Annotated in this window: 21 protein-coding genes, 4 tRNA genes and 1 pseudogene; 8 read left to right on the top strand and 18 right to left on the bottom strand. The window is 72.0% G+C overall.

The genetic code is table 11. From position 1 onward, the window contains the following. Positions 1–6 precede the first annotated feature (6 nt). From pstA to QMC84_RS19885, 4 genes are all read right to left on the bottom strand, one after another. Positions 7–1,083, bottom strand: coding sequence for a phosphate ABC transporter permease PstA (pstA, locus tag QMC84_RS19900; RefSeq protein WP_300377893.1), 1,077 nt, complete (start codon positions 1,081–1,083; stop codon positions 7–9). 3 nt (positions 1,084–1,086) lie between these two features. Further along, positions 1,087–2,019 carry a phosphate ABC transporter permease subunit PstC gene (gene pstC, locus QMC84_RS19895; RefSeq protein ID WP_300377891.1) on the bottom strand — a complete coding sequence of 311 codons (933 nt, stop codon included), beginning with the start codon at positions 2,017–2,019 and terminating at the stop codon, positions 1,087–1,089. Between the two features lie 97 nt (positions 2,020–2,116). Then, positions 2,117–3,229, bottom strand: coding sequence for a phosphate ABC transporter substrate-binding protein PstS (pstS, locus tag QMC84_RS19890; protein WP_300377889.1), 1,113 nt, complete (start codon positions 3,227–3,229; stop codon positions 2,117–2,119). Positions 3,230–3,439: 210 nt separating this feature from the next. Continuing rightward, positions 3,440–4,300: an NUDIX hydrolase gene (locus QMC84_RS19885; RefSeq protein WP_300377886.1), complete on the bottom strand. Its 861-nt coding sequence runs from the start codon at positions 4,298–4,300 to the stop codon at positions 3,440–3,442. A gap of 42 nt (positions 4,301–4,342) precedes the next feature. Here QMC84_RS19885 and QMC84_RS19880 point away from each other — a divergent pair, with 42 nt between their 5' ends. Further along, a complete protein-coding gene (locus QMC84_RS19880; protein WP_300377884.1) occupies positions 4,343–5,416 on the top strand; it encodes a hypothetical protein in 1,074 nt (357 codons plus the stop codon). 83 nt (positions 5,417–5,499) lie between these two features. Here the strand turns inward: QMC84_RS19880 and QMC84_RS19875 are convergent, their stop codons facing one another. The 8 genes from QMC84_RS19875 to QMC84_RS19840 all read right to left on the bottom strand — a co-directional run bounded on the left by QMC84_RS19875 (position 5,500) and on the right by QMC84_RS19840 (position 12,580). After that, complete coding sequence (locus QMC84_RS19875; protein ID WP_300377882.1) at positions 5,500–5,796, bottom strand: metal-sensitive transcriptional regulator; 297 nt, start codon at positions 5,794–5,796, stop codon at positions 5,500–5,502. Positions 5,797–5,840: 44 nt separating this feature from the next. Beyond that, the gene (locus QMC84_RS19870) at positions 5,841–6,005 is read right to left on the bottom strand and encodes a hypothetical protein (RefSeq protein ID WP_300377880.1); all 165 of its coding nucleotides are present in this window, start codon (positions 6,003–6,005) and stop codon (positions 5,841–5,843) included. A gap of 199 nt (positions 6,006–6,204) precedes the next feature. Beyond that, positions 6,205–6,408 (bottom strand): cold-shock protein, encoded by a 204-nt coding sequence (locus QMC84_RS19865; RefSeq protein ID WP_056905888.1) that lies wholly within the window; start codon positions 6,406–6,408, stop codon positions 6,205–6,207. A 461-nt stretch (positions 6,409–6,869) separates the two neighbouring features. Continuing rightward, positions 6,870–7,985: a ring-opening amidohydrolase gene (locus QMC84_RS19860; protein WP_300377873.1), complete on the bottom strand. Its 1,116-nt coding sequence runs from the start codon at positions 7,983–7,985 to the stop codon at positions 6,870–6,872. Beyond that, entirely contained in the window at positions 7,982–10,465 is a 2,484-nt protein-coding gene (locus QMC84_RS19855) for a xanthine dehydrogenase family protein molybdopterin-binding subunit (RefSeq protein ID WP_300377871.1), read from the bottom strand. Before QMC84_RS19855 ends, QMC84_RS19860 begins: the two co-directional genes overlap by 4 nt. Continuing rightward, positions 10,458–10,946 (bottom strand): (2Fe-2S)-binding protein, encoded by a 489-nt coding sequence (locus QMC84_RS19850; protein ID WP_300377923.1) that lies wholly within the window; start codon positions 10,944–10,946, stop codon positions 10,458–10,460. Before QMC84_RS19850 ends, QMC84_RS19855 begins: the two co-directional genes overlap by 8 nt. After that, a complete protein-coding gene (locus QMC84_RS19845) occupies positions 10,946–11,761 on the bottom strand; it encodes an FAD binding domain-containing protein (protein ID WP_300377868.1) in 816 nt (271 codons plus the stop codon). Before QMC84_RS19845 ends, QMC84_RS19850 begins: the two co-directional genes overlap by 1 nt. 204 nt (positions 11,762–11,965) lie before the next feature. After that, positions 11,966–12,580, bottom strand: coding sequence for a hypothetical protein (locus QMC84_RS19840; RefSeq protein ID WP_300377865.1), 615 nt, complete (start codon positions 12,578–12,580; stop codon positions 11,966–11,968). 381 nt (positions 12,581–12,961) lie between these two features. Between QMC84_RS19840 and QMC84_RS19835 the strand changes: the two genes are divergently transcribed. From QMC84_RS19835 to QMC84_RS19820, 4 genes and pseudogenes are all read left to right on the top strand, one after another. Further along, a tRNA-Lys gene (locus tag QMC84_RS19835) sits at positions 12,962–13,034 on the top strand. A 116-nt stretch (positions 13,035–13,150) separates the two neighbouring features. Then, positions 13,151–13,351, top strand: a pseudogene (locus QMC84_RS19830) (helix-turn-helix domain-containing protein); the annotation flags it as partial. Next, the gene (locus QMC84_RS19825) at positions 13,332–13,538 is read left to right on the top strand and encodes a hypothetical protein (protein ID WP_300377925.1); all 207 of its coding nucleotides are present in this window, start codon (positions 13,332–13,334) and stop codon (positions 13,536–13,538) included. The pseudogene QMC84_RS19830 and the gene QMC84_RS19825, both read left to right, overlap by 20 nt. A gap of 308 nt (positions 13,539–13,846) precedes the next feature. Beyond that, on the top strand, positions 13,847–14,503 hold the full coding sequence (locus tag QMC84_RS19820; protein WP_300377862.1) for a hypothetical protein: 657 nt from the start codon (positions 13,847–13,849) through the stop codon (positions 14,501–14,503). On the opposite strand, the gene QMC84_RS19815 is transcribed toward QMC84_RS19820, so the two are convergent. Further along, entirely contained in the window at positions 14,451–15,110 is a 660-nt protein-coding gene (locus QMC84_RS19815) for a GNAT family N-acetyltransferase (protein WP_300377860.1), read from the bottom strand. The two genes, QMC84_RS19820 and QMC84_RS19815, sit on opposite strands and share 53 nt — an antisense overlap. A 41-nt stretch (positions 15,111–15,151) precedes the next feature. Between QMC84_RS19815 and QMC84_RS19810 the strand changes: the two genes are divergently transcribed. Beyond that, complete coding sequence (locus QMC84_RS19810) at positions 15,152–15,841, top strand: PaaI family thioesterase (protein ID WP_300377858.1); 690 nt, start codon at positions 15,152–15,154, stop codon at positions 15,839–15,841. A 130-nt stretch (positions 15,842–15,971) separates the two neighbouring features. Here QMC84_RS19810 and QMC84_RS19805 read toward each other — a convergent pair whose 3' ends face one another. Beyond that, positions 15,972–17,477, bottom strand: coding sequence for an NAD(P)/FAD-dependent oxidoreductase (locus QMC84_RS19805; protein WP_300377856.1), 1,506 nt, complete (start codon positions 17,475–17,477; stop codon positions 15,972–15,974). Positions 17,478–17,807: 330 nt separating this feature from the next. On the opposite strand from QMC84_RS19805, the gene QMC84_RS19800 reads away from it, so the two are divergent. After that, complete coding sequence (locus QMC84_RS19800; RefSeq protein ID WP_300377854.1) at positions 17,808–18,710, top strand: ATP-binding protein; 903 nt, start codon at positions 17,808–17,810, stop codon at positions 18,708–18,710. A 30-nt stretch (positions 18,711–18,740) separates the two neighbouring features. Here QMC84_RS19800 and QMC84_RS19795 read toward each other — a convergent pair whose 3' ends face one another. The 3 genes from QMC84_RS19795 to QMC84_RS19785 all read right to left on the bottom strand — a co-directional run bounded on the left by QMC84_RS19795 (position 18,741) and on the right by QMC84_RS19785 (position 19,546). After that, positions 18,741–19,094: a metallopeptidase family protein gene (locus QMC84_RS19795; RefSeq protein ID WP_300377851.1), complete on the bottom strand. Its 354-nt coding sequence runs from the start codon at positions 19,092–19,094 to the stop codon at positions 18,741–18,743. A gap of 196 nt (positions 19,095–19,290) precedes the next feature. Further along, a tRNA-Asp gene (locus tag QMC84_RS19790) sits at positions 19,291–19,367 on the bottom strand. Between the two features lie 106 nt (positions 19,368–19,473). Next, a tRNA-Glu gene (locus QMC84_RS19785) sits at positions 19,474–19,546 on the bottom strand. A gap of 140 nt (positions 19,547–19,686) precedes the next feature. Between QMC84_RS19785 and QMC84_RS19780 the strand changes: the two genes are divergently transcribed. Further along, positions 19,687–19,760: transfer RNA gene (locus QMC84_RS19780), tRNA-Phe, on the top strand. A gap of 94 nt (positions 19,761–19,854) precedes the next feature. On the opposite strand, the gene QMC84_RS19775 is transcribed toward QMC84_RS19780, so the two are convergent. Next, positions 19,855–21,024, bottom strand: a complete 1,170-nt coding sequence (locus tag QMC84_RS19775) for an acyl-CoA dehydrogenase family protein (RefSeq protein ID WP_300377848.1) — start codon at positions 21,022–21,024, stop codon at positions 19,855–19,857. Positions 21,025–21,070: the final 46 nt, after the last annotated feature.

Below are 21,070 nucleotides of genomic sequence, written 5' to 3'. Positions count from 1 at the left end.
CGGCCGTCAGCGGCCGGTCTTGGGGGCGAAGAGGCCGCCGACGACGCGGGCGACGACGTTCAGGAGCATGACGATCGCGACCAGCACCAGGGCGGCGCCCCATGCGTAGTCGGTCATCTCGTCGACGTACAGGCCGGGCTCGGTGATCGAGTAGAAGATGAACACCGGCAGCGTCGCCATCCGGTCGCTGAACGGGTCGAGGTTCGTGCTCGTCGTCAGGCCCGCGATGATCAGCAGCGGCGCCGTCTCGCCGGCCACCCGCGCCACCGCGAGCGTCACGCCGGTGACGATGCCGGAGACCGCCGTGGGCAGCACCACCTTGGTGATCGTGCGCCACTTCGGGACACCGAGGGCGTACGCCGCCTCCCGCAGCTCATCGGGCACCAGCTTGAGCATCTCCTCGGTGGCCCGCACCACGATCGGCACCATCAGCACCGAGAGCGCCACGGCGCCGCCGAGGCCCATCCGGACGCCGGGCCCGAAGAAGAGCGCGAACAGCGCGTACGCGAACAGGCCGGCCACGATCGAGGGGATGCCGGTCATCACGTCGACCAGGAAGGTGATCACCCGCGCCAGGGTCGAGGACTTGCCGTACTCGACGAGGTACACGGCGGTGAGCACCCCGATCGGCACCGAGATCACGGTCGCGAGGGCGGTGATCACCAGGGTGCCCATGATCGCGTGGTAGATGCCGCCGCCCTCGCCGAGGACGCCGCGCATCGAGTAGGTCAGGAACTGGCCGGACAGGATGCCGATGCCCTTGCTGAGCACGGTCCACACCAGGGAGACCAGCGGGATCATCGCCAGCCCGAAGGCCGACCAGACCAGCAGCGTCGCGACCCGGTCGCGGGCCTTGCGGCCACCCTCGACGGCGCTCGACCACAGCGGCAGGCCGACGACCAGGACCAGCCAGGCCACGAAGGCCGCGGCGACCCAGCCGACGCCGCCGATCACGGCGGCGAGGGCGCCGACGCCGGCGGCGATCACGGCCGCGAGCACGGGTGCGAGGCGCGGCAGGGTGGCGCCGGTCAGCGACATCGACTGGCGCGGGCTCACCGGCGGCGCGGTCTGGAGGTCGGTCATGGCTCAGCCCTTCCGGCCCCGGGCCGCGATCGCGCGGCCGAGGAAGTTGACGGCGAACGTGATGACGAACAGCACCAGGCCGGAGAAGATCAGCGTCTCGATCTTGGATCCGGACGCGTTGCCGAAGTTCAGCGCGATGTTGGCCGCGATCGTCGAGGAGCCCTTCTCGGCGGTGATCAGGTTGAACGACACGAGCAGGGTCGGCGCCAGCACCATGGCCACCGCCATCGTCTCGCCCAGGGCGCGGCCCAGGCCGAGCAGCACCGCGGACACCATCCCGGACCGGGCGTAGGGGAACACCGCGAGCCGGATCATCTCCCACCGGGTCGCGCCGAGCGCGAGCGCGGCCTCCTGGTGCATCTTCGGGGTCTGCGCGAACACCTCGCGGCAGATCGCGGTGATGATCGGCAGCGCCATCACCGCCAGCACCAGTCCGGCGGTGAACATCGTGCGCCCCGAGTTCGGCACCGGTCCCTCGAAGAACGGGATCCAGCCGGCGTGGTCCTCGAGCCACTGGTAGACCGGCACCATGTTCAGGGCGAGGAACTGGATGCCCCACAGGCCGTAGACCACGCTGGGGATCGCGGCCAGCAGGTCGATCAGCCAGCCCATGACCTTCGCGATCGGGCGGGGCGCGTAGTGGCTGATGATCAGCGCCACCCCGATGGCCAGCGGCGCGGCCACCAGCATCGCGATCACCGAGGCGAGCAGGGTGCCGAACAGCAGCGGCCAGACGAAGCCCCAGATGCTGTCCTTGCCGTACGTCGAGTCGCCGTGGTGGCCCAGGGCCGGCAGCCCCTGCTGGAGCAGGAACACCGCCACGCCCGCGAGCGCGAGCATGATCAGGATGGCCGAGCCGCGACTGATGCCGGCGAACACGAGGTCGCCGAACCGTCCGGTCGACTCCTCGCGGTCCACCACCGGTGGCTGCGTCACGCTCACTTCTTGGTCTCCTGCTCGTCTGGAACACGTGGGGCGAGGGGCCCGGCCACGTTCGCGGCCCGACCCCTCGCCCGACGCTGCCGCTGAACGGTCAGCTGCCGATCTGGGCGACGATGTCCTGCGCCTTCTTGGCCAGGTCGCTCGACAGCGGGGCCGAGCCCGCCTCGGCGGCGGCCTGCTGCTGGCCCTCGTCGCTGAGGATGTACTCGGCGAACGCCTTGACCAGATCCCCGGTCGCGGCGTCGTCGTACGAGCCGCAGGCCAGGAAGTAGGACGTCAGCACGATCGGGTAGACGCCGGCCTCCTCGGTCTGGTGGTCGAGGTCGAAGACCAGCTGGGTGTCGGTCGCGACGTCGGCCTCCGGCGAGACGTCGAGGATCTTCGCGGCGGCCTCGGCCGCCGGGGCGACGTACTCCTCGCCGACCTTGATGTTGGCCTGGCCGAGGTCGCCGGTCTGGCTGGCGTCGGCGTAGCCGATGGAGTACTCCGAGTTGCCGATCGTCTGGACCACGCCGGAGGTGCCCTTGGCGCCCTCGCCGCCGTAGTTGCTCGGCCAGGTCTCGACGACGCCCGCGTCCCACACGTCGCCGGCGACGGCGTCGAGGTAGTCGGTGAAGTTCTCGGTGGTGCCCGACTCGTCGGAGCGGTGCACCGCGTTGATCCGCTCGGCGGGCAGGTCGGCGTCCGGGTTGTCCTCGGCGATGGCCGGGTCGTCCCACTGGGTGATCGCGCCGGTCATGATGCCGGCCAGGGTGGCGGGCGAGAGGTTCAGCTCGTCCACGCCGGGCAGGTTGTAGGCGATCGCGATCGGGCTGACGTAGTCGGGGACCTCGATCACGGTCCCGCCGCACTGCTCCTCGGCCTTGGAGAGCTCGCCCTCGTCGTCGGTCAGGTAGGCGTCACTGCCCGCGAACGGGAAGGCGCCGGAGATGAAGTTCTCGCGGCCACCGCCCGACCCGATCGGGTCGTAGTTGATCGTCACGCCGGAGTTGGCGTCCTGGAAGCCGACCGCCCAGGCGCCGACGGCGGCCTGCTGTGCGGACGAGCCGCCGCCGCTCAGGTCGCCGGACAGGCTGCTGTCCGCGCTGCCCGAGTCGCCGCTCGAGCTGGTGTCGTCCTCGTTGCCGGCGCCGCAGCCCGTGAGGGCGAGGGCGAGCACGGCGATGCCCGGCACCACGGCCCGGCGGATGGAAGTGCGAATCACTTCGATGCTCCTGATGTCTTGTCGTCTAGGACAGCACCGAAGTTAGGCAGCCGAGGTGGACGGATCCGCGGTCGTCGGTGAACGACGGGTGAACTCGGCCCGCCCAGTCGGAAACCGACGGCCGGTCACGAGACGGACATCACGTGAACAGGCCGCCGGGGCCTTGACGCCAGTGGCCTGGCCTCCCCCGTGGACTCCCCGGTGGACTCCTCAGCGGATCTGGTGCACCTCGGTGGCGACCACGTCGCCCCGGCGCAGGTGCGCCACGAGCATCGCCCCGGGGGCCAGCTGCGGGTCGGGCACGCCGAGGGCGTCGAACACCGCCGGCAGCACCGGGCGGTGGGTGCAGACCACCGCGCCCTCCTCCCCGGCCACGAGCTCGTCGACGACCGCGATCACCGACGAGGCGCTCGCGTCCTCCTCACTCAGGCCGTCCTCGAGCTCCAGCTTCCAGCCCGTGGTGTCGGCGTACGGGCCGACGGTCTCCACGCAGCGGGCGCTGCTGGAGGAGACGATGCGGGAGACGTCGTACGCCGCCAGCAGCGGCACCAGCCGCTGGGCCTGGTGCCGGCCCGCCTGGACCAGCGGGCGCAGCCGGTCGTCCTGACGCCAGGCCTTGCGCGAGCGGGCCTCGCCGTGGCGGAGCACGACCAGCGGGTGCGTCTTGCGGCGCAGCGGGCGCGCCTGCGCGAGGGTGTCCCGGTCGTAGTCGTAGCTGAGCTGCTCGAGGGCGTCGTCGTACTCGAACCAGGCGACCTGGTCGATCTCGGCGTTGGGGCGGTAGCCGCTGACGTCGTCGTCACCGACGGCTCGGCCGGTCCAGTAGGCGACCGACTTCATCCGGCCGCCCGCGACCGGGTAGCGCTGGCCGTCCAGCGGCGGGCCGAGTCGCACGTGCAGCCCGGTCTCCTCCTCGACCTCGCGCACCGCCGCGGCCACTGTGTGCTCGCCGGGGTCGAGCTTGCCCTTCGGGAAGGACCAGTCGTCGTAGCGGGGCCGGTGCACGAGCAGCACCCGCTTCCCCGGGCGGAAGACGACGGCGCCGGCGGCGAGCACGTCCTTCCCGGGCATGCCGCTAGTGTCACACCACCCCGACCGGAACAGGAGACCCAGGTGGGCAGACGTCGCGCGATCGTCGTGGTCGCCGTGGTCGTCGCGCTCGCCGTCGTGGCCGGCGCGGCCGTGGTCGGGGTCCGCTGGTGGCGCGACGGGCAGCGCAGCGAGCTCGAGCGGGCGGCGTCGTACGCCCCCGGAGACGCGCAGCGGCTGTCCTGGACGGACTGGGCCGCGGTCCGAGACGAGGTCGGCGCCCGGCTGGACGGCTCGTCGTCGGGCGAGCAGGTCCAGGACTTCCTGGACCGCGGCTACGAGCGGGACCTGACCTCGGCGTCGGCGCTGGTGCAGTCCGCGCCGGTGCTGCAGACGCGCTTCGGGTTCTCCCCCGGCACCGCCGACTGGGAGCTGTTCAGCCAGTCGGACGCGGGCGCGGTGGTGATCCTCCAGATGCCCGACGACACCGACTTCGGCGACCTCGCGGACCGGCTGGAGGGGAACGGGTTCACCCGGCCGGCCGCCGGCGCCGAGGACGGCGAGGTCTGGCTCGGCGGCGACCAGCTGCTGCCCTCGCTGGGGGCCGACCTCACCCCCGAGCTGCAGTTCGTCGCACTCGACTCCGGACGGCACCTGGTGCTCACCAGCGACCGCGCCGACTACCTCTCGCAGACGGTCGCCGACCTGGGCGAGGGCGACCTGCCCGAGGGCGTCGACGACGTCGTGGCGGCCTCGGGTGACCCGCTGTCGGCGTCGGTCTACGACGGGCCGTACGCGTGCGGGGCGCTCGCGATGGGCCAGGCCGACGACTCCGACCAGGCGGAGGCCGACCAGCTGGTCGAGGACGCCGGCGGGGTCGACCCGCTCACCGGCTTCGCGATGTCGGTGCAGCCCGGCGGCCAGGTCCGGGTCGCGATGGGGTTCGAGAACGACGACCAGGCGCGGCGCAACGCCGACAGCCGGGCGGCGCTGGCCAGTGGGCCGGCGCCCGGCCAGGGCGGGGACTTCTCGGACCGGTTCGCCGTCGACTCCACCACCGCCGAGGGCCGGGTGGTGCGCCTGGTCCTCACCCCCCGCCGGGGCACCTACGTGCTCTCCGACCTCTCGACCGGTCCGGTGCTGTTCGCCACCTGCTGACGGCGTACCGCGGAGGTGCCCGGGACGTCAGACGGACGGTGGGACCGGGAGCACTGCCCGCAGGACCTCGTGGGACGACCCGGTCAGGAGCGGACCAGGCGGGAGACCGCGTCGAGGACCTCGGTGATCTTCTCCTGGGCGGCGTTGTCGTCCTCGGAGCGCGCGGCGTCGAGGACGCAGTGGGACATGTGCTCCTCGAGCAGGCCGAGGGAGACTGCTTGGAGCGCCTTGGTCATCGCGGCGACCTGGGTGAGGATGTCGATGCAGTACTTCTCGTCCTCGACCATCCGCTGCAACCCCCGCGCCTGCCCCTCGATGCGGCGCAGCCGCTTGAGGTAGTCGTCCTTGCGGTGGATGTAGCCGTGCTGGTGGTCTGCCATGACAGCAGCATACCCGGGAGGGGTATGCGGCGCAGGGAGCGCCGTCAGGCCTCGTGCCGCGGCTCCGGCACGACGCCCAGGATCTGGTCGATCTCGTCCGGCGAGAGATGATCATCGGACTCGCTGGCCGCGATGATCAGATTCGTCGTGAGCTCGACCTCGCCCAGGAGGTCGGAGTCCTCGAGGGTCACGTCGAACTGGTCGTGCACCTCACCACTCCTCATACGCATTGCCGGAATCCCCTCCCTGCGGCAAGCGTGCCCGACCACCGCCGTCGCCAAACACAACCGACCAAATCTGGCCCGACCGGGCTATCCGGGACCCCCCAGACGGTGAGGAGGCCCCACCCGTGCGGGTGGGGCCTCCTCGAAGACTGCTCGGACCGGGGTCCGAGATCTCCCGGGTGAATCAGACCGGGCGAACGTTCTCCGCCTGGGGGCCCTTCGGGCCCTGGGTGACGTCGAACTCGACCTTCTGGTTCTCATCCAGGGACTTGTAACCCTGGGACTGGATCGCCGAGTAGTGCACGAAGACGTCGTCGCCGCCGTCCTCCTGCGCAATGAAGCCGAAGCCCTTCTCCGCGTTGAACCACTTAACAGTGCCCTGAGCCATGTGCTCGATACTCCTTAGTCGGGGCGAGAACCGTCACTTCGACGGCCCGCATCAGATGCGGTGACACCGTCGCTCCGACTTACGTGAGTGGCACGCCCACGGAAGAAGAAACGCCGTTGGATCACAAACTCCGCGGGCGTCAGACCTGCTGGAACTTGCACCTGTTGCACTGCACAGGCTACCAATCCCCGGCCCCACGCCAACTCCCTGAGGCAGGAAATCTCACGGGTCGCGATGAACGGTCGCCGACCGGGGCGTGGTCGGCGGGCGACATCAGCCGTCGGAGGTACGCCGGGGCCCCTCCGCGGCGTACCCGTCGAGGTGCCGGCCGGCGTCCGGCCCGGCCTCCGGCCGGGTCTCCGGCAGGGCCCCCGACCGCGCCCGGCGACGCGTCGAGCGCCGACAGGGGGACGGCGAACCGTCGCCGTCCCGCAGGATCTCGATCGTGCCGGCGGCCGAGCTCAGGCCTCCAGGTCGACGATCGCGATCACCGGTCCGCCTCCGGACGGGCCCTGGTGCACCGCGGCCACCGAGACGAAGTTCATCGGGTCCCCGGTGACGGCGGCGACGACGCCGCCGACGCACGCCTTGATCTGGCGGTGCCAGGCCACGTCGGAGTCGTCCAGCATGATGTTGCGCCGCCCCCGGACGCGGCCGGTCGGGTCGGCCTCGCACTTGAGGAAGAGGTTCACCAGCCGGCCCTTGATGTGCCGCGGGTGGATGCAGTCGGCCGGCAGGTCGTCCAGGCCGGCGTCGCGGATCGCCTCCCAGACCCCGTCCATGTCCAGGGCGTCCTTCATGATGCTGTGCCCGACGCGGAACCGGCCGCCCACGCCGCGGGCGTTGCCGACGACCACGATCTGCGCCTGGTCGAGCTCGACGCCCGAGGAGCAGGAGGCGACCGCGGAGAACAGCGACAGGTCGTGGAAGATCTGCTCCGCCGTGGGCATCTCGATCTCGCCCAGCGCCACCGCGATGCCCAGGGCGGTGGTCGCGTTGGAGACGTCCATCGACTCCAGCGTGTTGTGGGTGTAGACGGTCTCGCCGCGCCGCTCGGCGTCGTTGATGGTGTCCTGGACCAGCAGGGGCGTCTTCGTCTGCACGTAGTGCACGTCCGCCGGGTCGGTGATCCCGGCCCGCTCCATCGCGACCCGGACGCCCGCGGCGACCTTCTCGACCATCGCCGGGCGGCCGATGTCCTCGGGCAGCAGGACCTCGCTCATCGCGTAGCCGACGGTGACCCGCGGCTCGTCCGTCGGCCGGTACCGGCCGTCGGGCGCGTAGGCGAAGATCGTCGCGTGCGGGCTGATGACGCCGTCGGTGCCGCCGGACCACACGAGCGGGACCTCCGCGACCTGCTCCTTGGTCCGGGTCCCCTTCTCCTCCAGCACGGCGCGGTAGGCGTTCGTGGAGATGATCCGGGTGTAGTCGTTCACCCCGCCGTTGCCCTCGGTCTTCCCGACGACGGCGATCACGTCGTCGGCGGAGAACACGCCCTGGTCGATCAGGTCGGCCAGGCCGGCGGCGTCGCTGACGTGCTCGATCGGGACCTTGCGAACCTCGATGGGACGGGTCATGGCAGTGCTACCTCCGGGGTGTGGGTCGAGCCCGGGTGGGCGACCGCGTCGGCGGGGTGCACCGTCGCGTCGCCGCCGGGCAGGTCGGAACGGCAGGAGCCGACCGGTGTCTCGGTGATCCAGTTGTCGATCGGGTCGTGGCTGCGCAGCGCCCGCCATACGTCCTCGAAGCGCATCGGCATGTGCAGGAGCTCCGCGCCGGTGGCGTGCTGGATCGCGTTGCCGATGGCCGGCGCCACCGAGATCATCGGGTGCTCGCCCACTCCGCGCGCACCGAACGGGCCGTCGAGCTGAGCGGTCTCCACGACCGCGCTGTCGATCCGGGCGGGGATGTCCCGGGCGGTCGGGATCTTGTTGTCGGTGAACGACGGGTTCAGCAGCCGGCCCTGCTGGTCGTAGATGTAGCCCTCGCACAGGGCGGTGCCGAGGCCCTGCACCATGCCGCCGATCGCCTGCCCGCGCACCAGCCCGGGGTTCACGACCCGGCCGACGTCGTACGCCGAGGAGATGGCCAGCACGTCGAACTCGCCGGTCTCGGGGTCGACGTCGACGACGACGCCGTGCGCGCCGTACGTCCAGTCCAGGGCCGGCAGGCCCTGCCCGGTCTCCTTGTCGAGGTTCGTCAGGCCCTGGGCGATGTAGCGCCCGACCCCGACCAGCGGCCCGCCGATGCCGTTGCCGTTCGGGAACGCGTAGCCGATGGAGAGCTCGGCGAACGTGACCGACTCCTCCGGGCGGTGCGCGACGAAGACCCGGTCGGCGTCGTGGTCGAGGTCGACGACGTTCGCGCGCAGCGCCTGGCCGGCCACCTCGTAGGCCTGCCGCAGCAGGTCGTCGCAGGCCAGCAGGCAGGCGTTGCCCGAGAGGATCAGCCCCTTGGACGCCACGGTCTGCCAGTCGTAGGGGTCCTTGTCGGTGTCCCGCTCGACGGCCACCTTCACCCGCTCGACCGGGAACCGGAGCCGCTCCGCGACGATCTGGGCGAGGGCGGTGTCGCAGCCCTGGCCGATCTCCATCAGCGCGATGTTCACCACCACGCTGGCGTCGGAGTTCATCTTCACCACGGCGGCCGTCGCCGTGAACGAGGGCATCGCCGGCGCCTTGTGCAGGGTGGCGACGCCCTTCCCGACCTTCCGGCCGGTGGTGCGCTCGTGCTCGGCCTCCGCCGCGGTGAGCCGGCCGTAGTCGATCGCCTCGGCGACGGCGTCGAGGCAGGCCCGCGGGTCGCCGGTGTGCTCGGTGATCCGCTCGCCGGTCAGCGTGAGCGAGCCGGGCCGGAGCAGGTTCCGGCGCCGGAACTCCAGGGAGTCCATGCCGATGGCCTGCGCGACCAGCTCCATGTGCCGCTCGAGGCCCCAGAAGAACTCCACGTGACCGAAGCCGCGGTACGCCGTGCCGTAGGGCTTGTTCGTGTAGATCGCGTAGGCGTCGACGGCGGCGTTCGGGATGTCGTAGGGGCCGCCGGAGGAGTAGGCGGACGCGCGGGTCACGTTCACGGCGTAGTCGGCGTACGCACCGGCGTCCCAGTACATCGTCATCTGCTGGGCGGTGATGGTGCCGTCGGACCGCACGCCGGTCCGGATCCGGTAGGTCAGTGCGCTGCGGCACGGGAGCAGGCTGAACTCCTCCTCGCGGGTCGCCTGCAGCCGGACCGGGCGGCCGCCCGCCTTGCGGGACAGGCAGGCCACCAGCGGCTCGAGGTGGATGCCGGCCTTGCCGCCGAAGCCGCCGCCGACGTGCGGGACGACCACCCGGACCTGGTTGAGCGGCAGCCGCAGGGCGGTGCAGAAGAGGTTGCGCACGGTGAACGGCGACTGGGCGCTGGTCCAGATCGTCACCTGGTCGCCCGCCTTCCACTGCACGACCACGACGTGGGTCTCCAGGGGGACGTGCTGCACGGACGGGTTGGTGTACTCGCGCTCGACGATCCACTCCGCCTCGGCGAAGCCGCGGTCGAGGTCGCCCTTGCGGACCAGCTGCCGGTGCGCGATGTTCGTGCCGGGCTGCGGGCTGAACGCGGCTTCGACGTACGCGTAGCTGCCGAGGTCGGGGTGCACCAGCGGCGCGTCGTCCCGGATCGCCGCCATCGGGTCGAGCACCGGGGTCAGCACGTCGTACTCGACCTCGATCAGGCCGACGGCCTCGCCGGCGATCTCCGGGGTGTCGGCGGCGACCGCGGCGACCGCCTCGCCGAAGTGGCGGACCACGTCCTTGGCGAGGATGTCCTTGTCGACGACGTACAGGCCGATCCGGTAGTCGAGCTCGTGCCCGGTGAGGACCGCGCGCACCCCCGGGAGGGCCTCGGCGCGGGCGGTGTCGATGCGCAGGATCCGGGCGCGGGCGTGGGGGCTGTGCTTGACCTTCGCGTGCAGCATGCCCGGCAGCAGCAGGTCCCCGGTGTAGAGCGCGTCGCCGGTCAGCTTCTCGACCGTCTCGACGCGGGGGACGTCGGCACCGACAGTCCGCAGCCGGTCAGACATGCCGCAGCACCCCCTTCGCGGCGTCGAGCTGGCCGGAGGCGTCCAGGACCGCCTCGACGATCTGCTCGTAGCCGGTGCACCGGCAGAAGTTGCCCTCGATGCCCTCCTTGATCTCCTCGACCGTGGGCCGCGGGTTGCGCTGCAGCAGGTCGCGGACCGACATCACCATGCCACCGGTGCAGAACCCGCACTGGACCGCGTGGTGGCGGGCGAACGCCGCCTGGATCGTCGAGAGCCGGCCCTGGTCGGCCTCACCCTCGATGGTGCGGATGCTGGCGCCGTCCGCCTCGACCGCCAGCGCCAGGCAGGAGTTGACGGTCCGGCCGTCGAGCTCGACGGTGCAGGCGCCGCACTCGCCGGCGCCGCACCCCTCCTTCGTGCCGGTCAGCCCCAGCCCGTCGCGCAGGAAGCGCAGCAGCGTCCAGTGCTCCTCGACCTCCCGCTCGAAGACGTCGCCGTTGACGGTCACCGAGATCAGCATCACGCCACCTCCTCGAGCGCCCGGCGCACGTAGACGCCGACCATGTGGGTCCGGTACTCCTTCGTGCAGCGCACGTCGCTGATCGGGCTGATCGCGGCCCGGGCCGCGGCCACCACCTCGTCGACAGGGTCGTGCGTCGAGAGCCCGTCGACGAGCAGCGGCGTCGGGGCGCAGGAGCTGATGCCGAGCCGCAGCGCGCCGTCCTCGGCCAGCGCGGCGACGCCGACGATGCCGAGGTCGTGCCCCTTGATCCGCTTGAGCTTGTGGTAGCTGCCGCGGGCGTCGGCACCGGCGGGCGGTACGACGACCTCCTCGAGCAGCTCGCCGGTGCGCAGCACGGTGCGCTTGGCGCCGGTGAAGAACTCCGTGAACGGCACCTCCCGGCGGCCCTCCTGCGAGCTGAGCACCGCGTGCGCGCCCAGGCAGAGCAGGGCGGGCGACAGGTCCGCGCACGGGGAGGCGTTGACGACGTTGCCGATCACCGTGGCGCGGTTGCGGATCTGGTGCGAGGCGAGGTCCTGCGCGCAGGCCGCGAGCAGCGGGTACGACGCACGGACCCGATCGTCCCCGAGCAGGTCGTTGATCGTCACCCCGGGCCGGATGAGCAGGCCGTCGTCGGCGCTCCAGCCCAGCTCGCGGTAGCCCTCGACCCGCTTGAGGTCGACCATCACCTCCGGGTGCGCGAGGCCGCTGCGGACATCGCCGAGCAGGTCGGTCCCGCCGGCCAGGACGCGCGCCCGCTCGCCGTACTCCCCCAACAGCGCGAGCAGCTCCTCGCGCCGCCGCGGCGCCCGATACCCGAACCTGGCCGCCATGCCGCCTCCCGCTGCGTGGTGCGGCCCGGCCCTCGCGGCCGCCGCAGACACCCCCGATCGGACCACGGTCGTGCGCCGCCGAGTAGAGACCTTCGTCCCGGGCGCCCGACGAGGGTCCCCTTCTCGCAGACGCCTCGACGGCCGACCCTCCGGCCGGGACCCGCGACTCCTCCCGGGTCGCGGACCCCGGCCGAGGTCGCCGGATCACCCCAGGCGGAGCACGCCGAGGATCTGGTTCAGCAGGTTGGTCAGCCGCCCGAGCAGGCCACCGACTCCCCCGTCCAGCAGACCCGTGACGGCGCAGAGCAGGTTGCCGAGGAGATTGCCGGCCCCGGACTGCGCGACGATGTCGAGCACGACCCGGTCCAGGTGGACCTGCAGGCCCAGCAGGTCGAGGTTCAGCGGTGCGAGCACCAGGTGCAGGATGTCGCAGGCCGCCCGGTCGGTGGTGCGCGACCCGGCGCGGGCCGGCGTCCCGTTGATCGACTTCACGCGAGCGGTCTTGAGCTTGGCGAACGTGGTGGTGGAGCCGTCGCGCTCGTGCACGACGCCCTGGACGAGCCCACGAACGAGCAGCTTGCCGTCACGCTTGATGAACCTCAGCGGCACGAACGATCCGGTGACCTGGCGACCGTCGCCGGTGGACCCGACGATCCGCGAGGTCAGGTCGCCCTTCTTGGTGTGCGCGACCGGCCGCTCCGAGAGCGCCGAGCGTTGCGAGCTGGTGGCGGTCGCCGCCTGTGCGGACAGCAGGCACATCATCATGACAACGATCAGGATCGCGGCCCTCCCGGCCGTGGTCCCAGTGAACTTCTTCATCTTCTTCCCTCCCGAGTCGTGCAGAGCACAGTGGTTGTGTCAGAACCTCGTCGCGGCCGACCCACCCCCCGCGGCCGCCCTCCGGCGAACCCATCGATTCCCGGGTCCTGGTCAGGTCAGTGGCGCCACCCCCTCCGCGGAGGGCCGGCGTCCGTCCGCGGTGTGCCGCCTCGACGGGTCGACGTCGACCTCATTCGCACGCGCCCTCCCAAGCGTCCATGCCCGCCTCGGTTCACGCCCTCCGCGTGCCGTCAGCGGGCCGCGATCCTGCACACGTGCCCCACGGCGCCGACGAACATGCCGTGCCGGGGCGACGACTTTCTCGGAGCGGGTCGTGATGCCGTCCGCACGGCTCTCCCGGATAGAGTCCTGTTCCCCGGGGGGCCTCTAGCTCAACTGGCAGAGCAGCGGACTTTTAATCCGCGGGTTGTGGGTTCGAGACCCACGGGGCCCACCCACCCACCTGTATGAGCTCGGGTCCTCCTTGACGGAGTGGCTCGGGTTCGTGCTTTACGTGGCTTCGGTAGTTGCTTGACGCTGGCTCCGGTACCTCCTTGACACTCCCTGATGATCAGGGAGCTCAGCGTGCAGGAGCAGAAGTATCAAGCGGTGCTGGCGGTGCTGGCGGTGTTGTCCGGGGGTGTGTCGGTCGGTGAGGCCGCGCAGCGGTGGGGTGTCTCGCGGCAGTCGGTCCATGCGTGGCTACGCCGCTACGAGGACGAGGGGCTGGCGGGTCTGGCGCGTCGCTCGAGTGGTCCGGTGTCGTGTCCCCCCGCTGCGCGAGGTCGCGCACTCCCTGTGGATCCTGCTGGGGCTGGTGGCGGGCGCCGCCACCGCCACCGTGCTCGTGGCGACCGCGCCGGTCGCTGTCCCCGCCCTCCAGCTCGGCACGCTCGGCCTGGTGCTCGTCGTCGCTCGTCGGTCGGCCCGGCTCCGCGCTGTTCTCGACCCCGCCTGACCAGAAACCGGTCTACTCCAGTCGCGGACTTTGCCGGGAAACTGGTGCGCGCGGACGGTCGGTGCCTCTAGCCTCTCGGACTGTTGAACCGTCGGTGACCCGAGACGCCGGCGGTTCACTCTATTTGCGAGGTCCCCGCTGTCGCCGGCGCGGGTGGACCAGACCAGTGCCGTCCGCGACCATAACGCGGGATTCACCGGGGCGTTCTCGGGGTATGGGGAGCGCGACTCCGGAGGAGACCCCAGGCGTCCTCCTTCGACCTGCTGAACCGCTGGCTGGCTCACCACGAGCGCGAGCCCGGTCTCGCGGTGATCGAAGACCTCGCCCGGGCCGCCCTTCCGGGGCTCACCGATTCGTCCCGGCAGTCGGATCCTGCCGCGGTCCCGCCGCCTCCGGAGGGTGGCGGGGCCTCGGACGCACGGGGATCGACGGGCGCGGCCACGTCGGCCGCGCTCGTCACTCCTGCGCCCGACGACCACGGCGGCGACTCCTCGGACGCACACGCGGCCGCCTCCTCGAGCGCCGCCGCCACCCTCGACCTCAGCGTCGAGCCGACCGCCCGACGCGTGGCCGGGTTCCTGCTGTTCGCAGCCGCGCTGCTCACCGCGATCGAGGCGGGCGTGGCGTACGCCGACCCGGGCGTCGTCACCCTGGGCTTCGCCGGGCTCCTGCTGCTGGCCACCGGGGTCGCGTGGCGGGCCTGGTCGCGGCGCCCGGTCGCCACGGTGACGGTGAGCGGCACCCGGCTGGAGGTCACCCAGGGCGGCGGGCGGCACGTCTTCGACCTCGCCGACACCCGCTCCCCGGTCGACGTCATCGGCGTCCCGGGTGACCGGTCCTGGCGGGTGCTGTTCTACCGGCGCGGGAGGACGCCGTACGTCCTCGACGCCGGCATGGTCGACCCGGCGGAGTTCATGCGGGTGCTCCACGCCCGGCGCTCCGAGGTGCACTACCGGCCCCGGTGACCGGCTGGTCGGCCGGCTGGTCGGCCGGCTGGTCGGCCGGCTGGTCGGCCGGCGCGCCGGTCGCGATCCAGTAGCGCCGCTTGCCACGACGGCTGTCCTCGTAGACCCCGCCGGCCCGCTCGATGACGCCGCGGGAGCCGACGTTCGCCTCGTCGACGGTGAGCAGCACCCGGTCCAGGCCGAGCGCCGCGGCCCGGTCCAGCGCGAGGACCAGCGCCCGCGAGGCGTGCCCCTCGCGCCGCCGGGACGGGCGCACGGAGTAGCCGATGTGCCCGCCCTCCTCGAGCAGCCACGGGGTGAGCGTGTGCCGGAGCGCCAGGTAGCCGACGAACTCCGGCTCGGCGCCGGCGCGTTCCGCGGCCTCGGTCGCCTCGGTGATCCAGAGGTAGGTGCAGTGCACCCTGCCCTCGGGCGGCTGCGTCGCCGGGTCGCGCTGGGCGAGCAGGTGGGCGACGAGCTCCTGGCAGCCGGCGAGCGTGACGTCGACGCGATCCAGGTCCCAGAGCCCGGACCCGTGCGGCTCCTCCTCGCCGACGGCGGTGTACTCCGCCATCGCGGCCGCCCAGGAGTGGTGGAGCCGGGCGTCGGGGACGGAGAGGTCGGTCACGAACCCATTCCACCAAATGGAACCTGTCCTAGGATCCGGGCGTGCCCGGATACGTGCAGGACGACATCAGCGCCGAGGAGCTCGAGCGCCAGAAGGCGCTCTACGGGCCGTTCACCCAGGCCGTGCGCGAGCTGGTCGACGCCACCATCCGCACCGAGGTCGACGACGACGAGGTCCGCGCGATCCAGGCCGAGGTCGAGGCGCTGACGGCGCGGCTGCGGGCCCAGCAGCTCGACGGGCCGTACGGCGTCCGCTTCGGCGCGACCGGCCGGGGGCGGCCGTGGGGGAACTCGGTGGTGGGGCTGCGCAACGCGATCGCCCCGCCGCTGATGATCGACCACGACGACACCGGGCGGGCCTGGTCGGACTTCCACCTGGGCGCGGCGTACGAGGGTCCGCCCGGGCTGGTGCACGGCGGCGTGTCCGCGCTGATCCTGGACCAGATGCTCGGCGAGGCGGCCGGCGCCGGCGGCAAGCCGGGGATGACCGCGACGCTGACCCTGCGTTACCGGCGCGGGACGCCGCTGGGCGACCTGCGGGCCGAGGCGTGGATCGAGCGCAGCGAGGGGATCAAGACCTGGGCCCGGGGCCACGTGATGGACGCCGAGGGGGTCACCGTCGAGGCGGAGGGGCTGTTCATCCTGCCGCGCTGGGCCCGCGAGGCGATCGCCGCCCACCGGGCCGCCGGTGGGGACGGCCCCGCCACGCCGACCCCGAGCTACTTCGAGTAGGGGTCGACCGGACTGCTTCCGAGTTTCATCGGCCGGCCGACAGAGTTCGTGCCTGGACGACAAAGTTTCATCGTCCAGGCACGAGTTTCATCGGCCGGCCGATGAAACTCGCAGCCCGCCGACGGCCCGGTCAGCCGGCGCGGTCGCCGGTCCTCACGCCCCGTTCGCCGGCGTCGGTGAGGCGCGCCTCCTCGAGGGCCTGCGCCTCGAGCTCGGCGCGGCGGGTGGTCTCGAGCAGGTCCCGGGCGGCGTCGTACGCACCGGGGTCGGAGACCAGGTCGGCGGCGCCGTGCTCGAGCCGGCCGAGTGCGCTGCGCGCGAAGATCTGCTGCTCGGTGGTGGTCCGCTCGGCGCGGCCGCGGCCGACGAACGAGACCGCCCAGTGCAGCAGTGCGGTGATCCGGCTCTTGAAGCCGGTGATGTAGACCAGGTGCAGACCCAGCCACATCAGCCACGCGAGCACGCCGGTCACCCGGACCCGGCCGATCATCGCGACCGCGCGGAACCGGCTGATGATCGCCATCGAGCCCTTGTCGAAGTACTTGAACGGACCCCGCGAGGGCTTGGACCGCAGCCGCCGCTCGATCTCGTCGGCGGCGTACCTCGCGCCCTGGATCGCGACCTGCGCGACCCCGGGGAGGTTGTCCAGGGCGATCATGTCGCCGACCACGAACACCTCGGGGTGCCCGGGCAGCGTGAGGTCGGGGTTGACCGCGATCCGGCCGGCCCGGTCCAGGGGCGCGCCGGTCTGCTCCGAGAGGGTGCGGCCGAGGGGGTTGGCCTGGACGCCGGCGGCCCAGATCTTGGTGACGGTGTCGACCCGCTCGACCCGGCCGTCCTTGAACTTCATCTCGATGCCGCGCTCGTCGACGTCGGTGACCATCGCGCCGAGCACCACCTCGACGCCGAGCCGCTCCAGCTCGGTCTTGGTCTTCGCCCCGAGCTTCGCGCCGAACGGCGGGAGCACCTGCGGGGCGGCGTCGACGAGGATCACCCGGGCGGTGCGGGTGTTGATGTAGCGGAAGTCCTTGCGCAGCGTGCGGTGCGCGAGCTCGGCGATCTGGCCGGCCATCTCCACGCCGGTCGGGCCGGCGCCGACCACGACGAAGGTGAGCAGGTGGTCGATGTGGTCACCGCGCGCCGCGCCGAGCTCGGCCATCTCGAAGGCGCCGAAGATCCGGCCGCGCAGCTCCAGCGCGTCGTCGATGCTCTTCATGCCGGGCGCGTACTCGGCGAACTGGTCGTTGCCGAAGTAGGACTGGCCGGCGCCCGCGGCCACGACCAGGGAGTCGTACGGCGTCACCGTCGGCCGGCCCAGGACCTGCGAGGTCACGGTCCGGGCGGCGAGGTCGATCTCGGTCACCTCGCCCAGCAGCACGGTGGCGTTCCGCTGGCCGCTGAGGACCTCCCGGGTCGGCGGCGCGATCTCCCCCTGGCTGAGGATGCCGGTGGCGACCTGGTAGAGCAGCGGCTGGAACAGGTGGTGGGTGGTCTTGGCGACCATCGTCACGTCCACGTCGGCCCGGCGCAGCGCCTTGGTGCCGAACAGCCCCCCGAACCCCGACCCGATGACGACCACCTGGTGCCGGTGCGGCGTCGTACCCGGGACCGGCCGGGCGAGCTCGGTGCCTGCCATCGCTGACCTCTCGTCGGGATCCTCGTCGGGGCCCTCGTGGGGGATGGTGCTGCTATCGACCCAACGCTCCTCCGTACCCGCATTCTTCCGGGACAGCCGAGCGCGGGCCAGTTCGCAGGAGTACCGTCGGTCACAACGACCTCCGGCGCACGATGACGTCGCGAGTAGCCGTCTGGACCGCCGAATACCTCGTAGGCCACCGAGGTTTCGCACGGAAGGGCCCCGGGTACACGAGCGGACAATGGCATCGCCGCCAACCGCCAGCCGTTGTGGAGACCAACCGTGCCACTGAACAGGCCAGCCCTGTCCTTGGGCTCGGGTCCTCGTGGCGTGCAGGACGCACGCCGCTGGGTGGTGAGCACCTGTCACGACATCGGGCGCACCGAGCTCGAGGAGTGCGCCGAGCTCGGGGTCTCCGAGCTGGTCACCAACTCGCTGCTGCACGCCCAGCCGCCGCTGTCGGTGCGCGTGCGCGGCACCCGCGAGCATCCGCGGGTCGAGGTGCGGGACGGGTCGACCGACGTACCCCTGATGCCGGGCCCGGAGCCGCACGACGACGATGACCTGCTGCTGACGTTCGGCCGGGGGCTGAGCATCGTCGCCCGGTGCTCGACGGCCTGGGGGGTCGAGGTCGAGGACGACGGCAAGATCGTCTGGTTCGTGCCGAGCACCCATCCCGGCGACCTGGTCGAGGGCGTGGTGACCGGTGTCGTCGCGCCGGCCACGTCGGCGCAGGCTGCGGCCGACGAGCTGCGCATCGAGATCCGCGGGGTCCCGCTGCGCACGTTCGTGGACTTCCAGGGCCACTACCGCGAGCTGCGCCGCGAGGTCCGCCTGCTCGCGCTCGCCCACGAGCACGAGTACCCGCTCGCCAAGAACCTCTCCGACCTGTTCGGCTCGCTCGAGCGCGACCTGCGCGAGGGGATCGGCGCCGACCAGATCGACCGGGCGCTCGCGTCCGGCGCCGCGACCACGGACCTGCACGTGGCCATGCCCCACGAGACCGCCGCGACCATCGGCCGCTTCATCGAGCTGCTCGACCTGGCCGACGCCTTCTGCCGGGAGGAGCGGCTGCTCTCCCTGGCCCGGACGCCGGAGCAGCAGCGCTTCCAGCGGTGGTTCCTCCAGGAGTTCGTGCGTCAGGAGGCCGGGGCGCCGCCGAGCGCGTGGCGTGACGAGGCCCCGGCCAACATGGACAGCGAGGCCTCCTCGGCGCCGACCCACCGACGCTGAGCGGTACGCCGGCGCGCCGGATCCGCGCCCTCAGGCGTACCCGAGGTCGTGCAGCCGGTCGTCGTCGATGCCGAAGTGGTGGGCGATCTCGTGCACGACGGTGATCCGCACCTCCTCGACGAGCTGCTCCTCGGTGTCGCACATGTCGAGCAGTGGGCCCCGGAAGATCAGGATCCGGTCGGGCAGGTCCATCATCGGGCCGCCCCAGCGCTCGGTGAGTGCGATCCCGTCGTAGAGGCCGAGCAGGTCCGGGTCGTCCGCCGGCGCCTGGTCCTCGACGAGCACGACGACGTTGCGCACCAGCGCGGCGATCTCGTCGGGGATCTGGTCGAGGGCGCGGTCGACCAGCGCGTCGAAGTCCTCGGGCGCCATCTCGATCGGCATGAGCCCATTGTGGTCGATGGACCCTGGACCCCCTGCCACATCGGTGGGTGGCGGCGAGCGACACCACACCCGGCCAGCGGTGCCCAGGCAACCGAACCCAGCCCCCGGACGGTTGCTCACACACCGCCGACCCCGCGGGCGGGTCGACGGACCGAAATGACGAGCGCCCCGGATCTCGCGATCCGGGGCGTCTGCGTGGCGACCCCGACGGGACTCGAACCCGCGGCCTCCGCCGTGACAGGGCGGCGCGCTAACCAACTGCGCTACGGGGCCAGGATGGTGCTGATCGTGCTGTCTGCGCCTCGTTGCCGAAGCGCAGGGAACTCTAACCTACACACCTCGCCTGCTCCCAATCGAGGCGGAGCGGGGGCGAGGATCGCACCCCCAACGGGATTCGAACCCGTGCTACCGCCGTGAAAGGGCGGGGTCCTGGGCCGCTAGACGATGGGGGCCGGACACGCTCTGCGAAAGCATAGGGCGCCCGGGAACGCCGTACGAATCGAGCCGGCCCAGGCACCGCCGGTCGCGCGGGATCGGCCGCGGCCCTCGGTTTTCGCCGGCCGGCGCGGCTCCTGTAGGGTGTCCGTCGCTTGGGCAGGTAGCTCAGTCGGTACGAGCGTCCGCCTGAAAAGTGGAAGGTCGGCGGTTCGACCCCGCCCCTGCCCACAAGCGCTGCAAGGTCCCTGACCTGCAGGAAGAGGCCCCCGCCGGCGTCCGGCGGGGGCCTCTCGACATCTCGGCCGGCCCCGACCGCCGCGGCTCAGCGGAACGCCGCCTCGCCGGTGAGGGCGCGGCCGATGACCAGCTGGTGCACCTCGCTGGTGCCCTCGTAGGTAAGCACCGACTCGAGGTTGTTGGCGTGCCGCAGGACCGGGTACTCCAAGGTGATGCCGGCGGCGCCGAGCAGGGTCCGGCTCTCGCGGGCGATCGCGATCGCCTCGCGGACGTTGTTGAGCTTGCCGAGGCTGATCTGCTCGGGGCGCAGCCGGCCCTCGTCCTTGAGCCGGCCCAGGTGCAGGGCGAGCAGCATCGCCTTGCCGAGCTCGAGGGTCATGTCGGCGAGCTTGGCCTGGGAGAGCTGGTACGCCGCGAGCGGCTTGTCGAAGATCTCCCGCTCGCGGGCGTAGGAGATCGCGGTCTCCAAGCAGTCGCGGGCCGCGCCCACGGACCCGAAGATGATCCCGAAGCGGGCCTCGGTCAGGCAGGACAGCGGCCCGGACAGGCCGGTCGCCTCCGGCAGCACCGCGGCCGCGGGCAGCCGGACGCCGTCGAGGACCAGCTCGCTGGTCACCGAGGCGCGCAGCGACATCTTCTTCTTGATCTCGGGCGCCGAGAAGCCGGGGGTGTCGGTGGGGACGACGAACCCGCGGATGCCGCCCTCGGTCTGCGCCCACACGACGGCCACGTCGGCGACCGAGCCGTTGGTGATCCACATCTTGGTGCCGTCGAGGACCCAGTCGCCCGACGGCTCCTGGCGGGCACGGGTGCGCATGCCGGCGGGGTTGGACCCGAAGTCCGGCTCGGTCAGCCCGAAGCAGCCGATCGCCGTACCGGCCGCCAGCCGCGGCAGCCACTCCTGCTTCTGCTCCTCGCTGCCGTGCCTCCAGATCGCGTACATCGCCAGCGAGCCCTGCACCGACACCAACGAGCGGACGCCGGAGTCGCCGGCCTCCAGCTCCAGGCAGGCCAGGCCGTACGCCGTCGCGGTGGTGCCGGCGCAGCCGTAGCCCTCCAGGTGCATGCCGAGGACGCCGAGCGCGCCGAGCTCCCGGGTCAGCTCCCGGGCCGGGACGGCGCCCGCCTCGTACCAGTCGGCGACCTCCGGCCGGATCCGGTCGTCGACGAACCGGCGAACGGTGTCGCGGATCGCCAGCGCCTCGGGGTCGACGAGGGAGTCGGTGTCGAACAGGCCGAGCGGGGTCTGCGTCATGGACAGACTCTCTCGCACGCCACCTGGGCGCGGGAACCGGAGGGCG

Origin of the sequence: Nocardioides sp., assembly GCF_030019515.1 — a bacterium.
Lineage (GTDB): Bacteria > Actinomycetota > Actinomycetes > Propionibacteriales > Nocardioidaceae > Nocardioides.
Note: the sequence above shows the minus strand (reverse complement) of the source record. Positions and strands in the feature narration are given on the sequence as shown.

What these genes read in the sequence shown, in the direction of transcription:
- pstA (WP_300377893.1), bottom strand. Translation starts at nt 1,083, where the DNA reads ATGACCGACCTCCAGACCGCGCCGCCGGTGAGCCCGCGCCAGTCGATG.
- QMC84_RS19885 (WP_300377886.1), bottom strand. Translation starts at nt 4,300, where the DNA reads ATGCCCGGGAAGGACGTGCTCGCCGCCGGCGCCGTCGTCTTCCGCCCG.
- QMC84_RS19875 (WP_300377882.1), bottom strand. Translation starts at nt 5,796, where the DNA reads ATGGCAGACCACCAGCACGGCTACATCCACCGCAAGGACGACTACCTC.
- QMC84_RS19865 (WP_056905888.1), bottom strand. Translation starts at nt 6,408, where the DNA reads ATGGCTCAGGGCACTGTTAAGTGGTTCAACGCGGAGAAGGGCTTCGGC.
- QMC84_RS19860 (WP_300377873.1), bottom strand. Translation starts at nt 7,985, where the DNA reads ATGACCCGTCCCATCGAGGTTCGCAAGGTCCCGATCGAGCACGTCAGC.
- QMC84_RS19855 (WP_300377871.1), bottom strand. Translation starts at nt 10,465, where the DNA reads ATGTCTGACCGGCTGCGGACTGTCGGTGCCGACGTCCCCCGCGTCGAG.
- QMC84_RS19850 (WP_300377923.1), bottom strand. Translation starts at nt 10,946, where the DNA reads ATGCTGATCTCGGTGACCGTCAACGGCGACGTCTTCGAGCGGGAGGTC.
- QMC84_RS19845 (WP_300377868.1), bottom strand. Translation starts at nt 11,761, where the DNA reads ATGGCGGCCAGGTTCGGGTATCGGGCGCCGCGGCGGCGCGAGGAGCTG.
- QMC84_RS19840 (WP_300377865.1), bottom strand. Translation starts at nt 12,580, where the DNA reads ATGAAGAAGTTCACTGGGACCACGGCCGGGAGGGCCGCGATCCTGATC.
- QMC84_RS19805 (WP_300377856.1), bottom strand. Translation starts at nt 17,477, where the DNA reads ATGGCAGGCACCGAGCTCGCCCGGCCGGTCCCGGGTACGACGCCGCAC.
- QMC84_RS19795 (WP_300377851.1), bottom strand. Translation starts at nt 19,094, where the DNA reads ATGCCGATCGAGATGGCGCCCGAGGACTTCGACGCGCTGGTCGACCGC.
- QMC84_RS19775 (WP_300377848.1), bottom strand. Translation starts at nt 21,024, where the DNA reads ATGACGCAGACCCCGCTCGGCCTGTTCGACACCGACTCCCTCGTCGAC.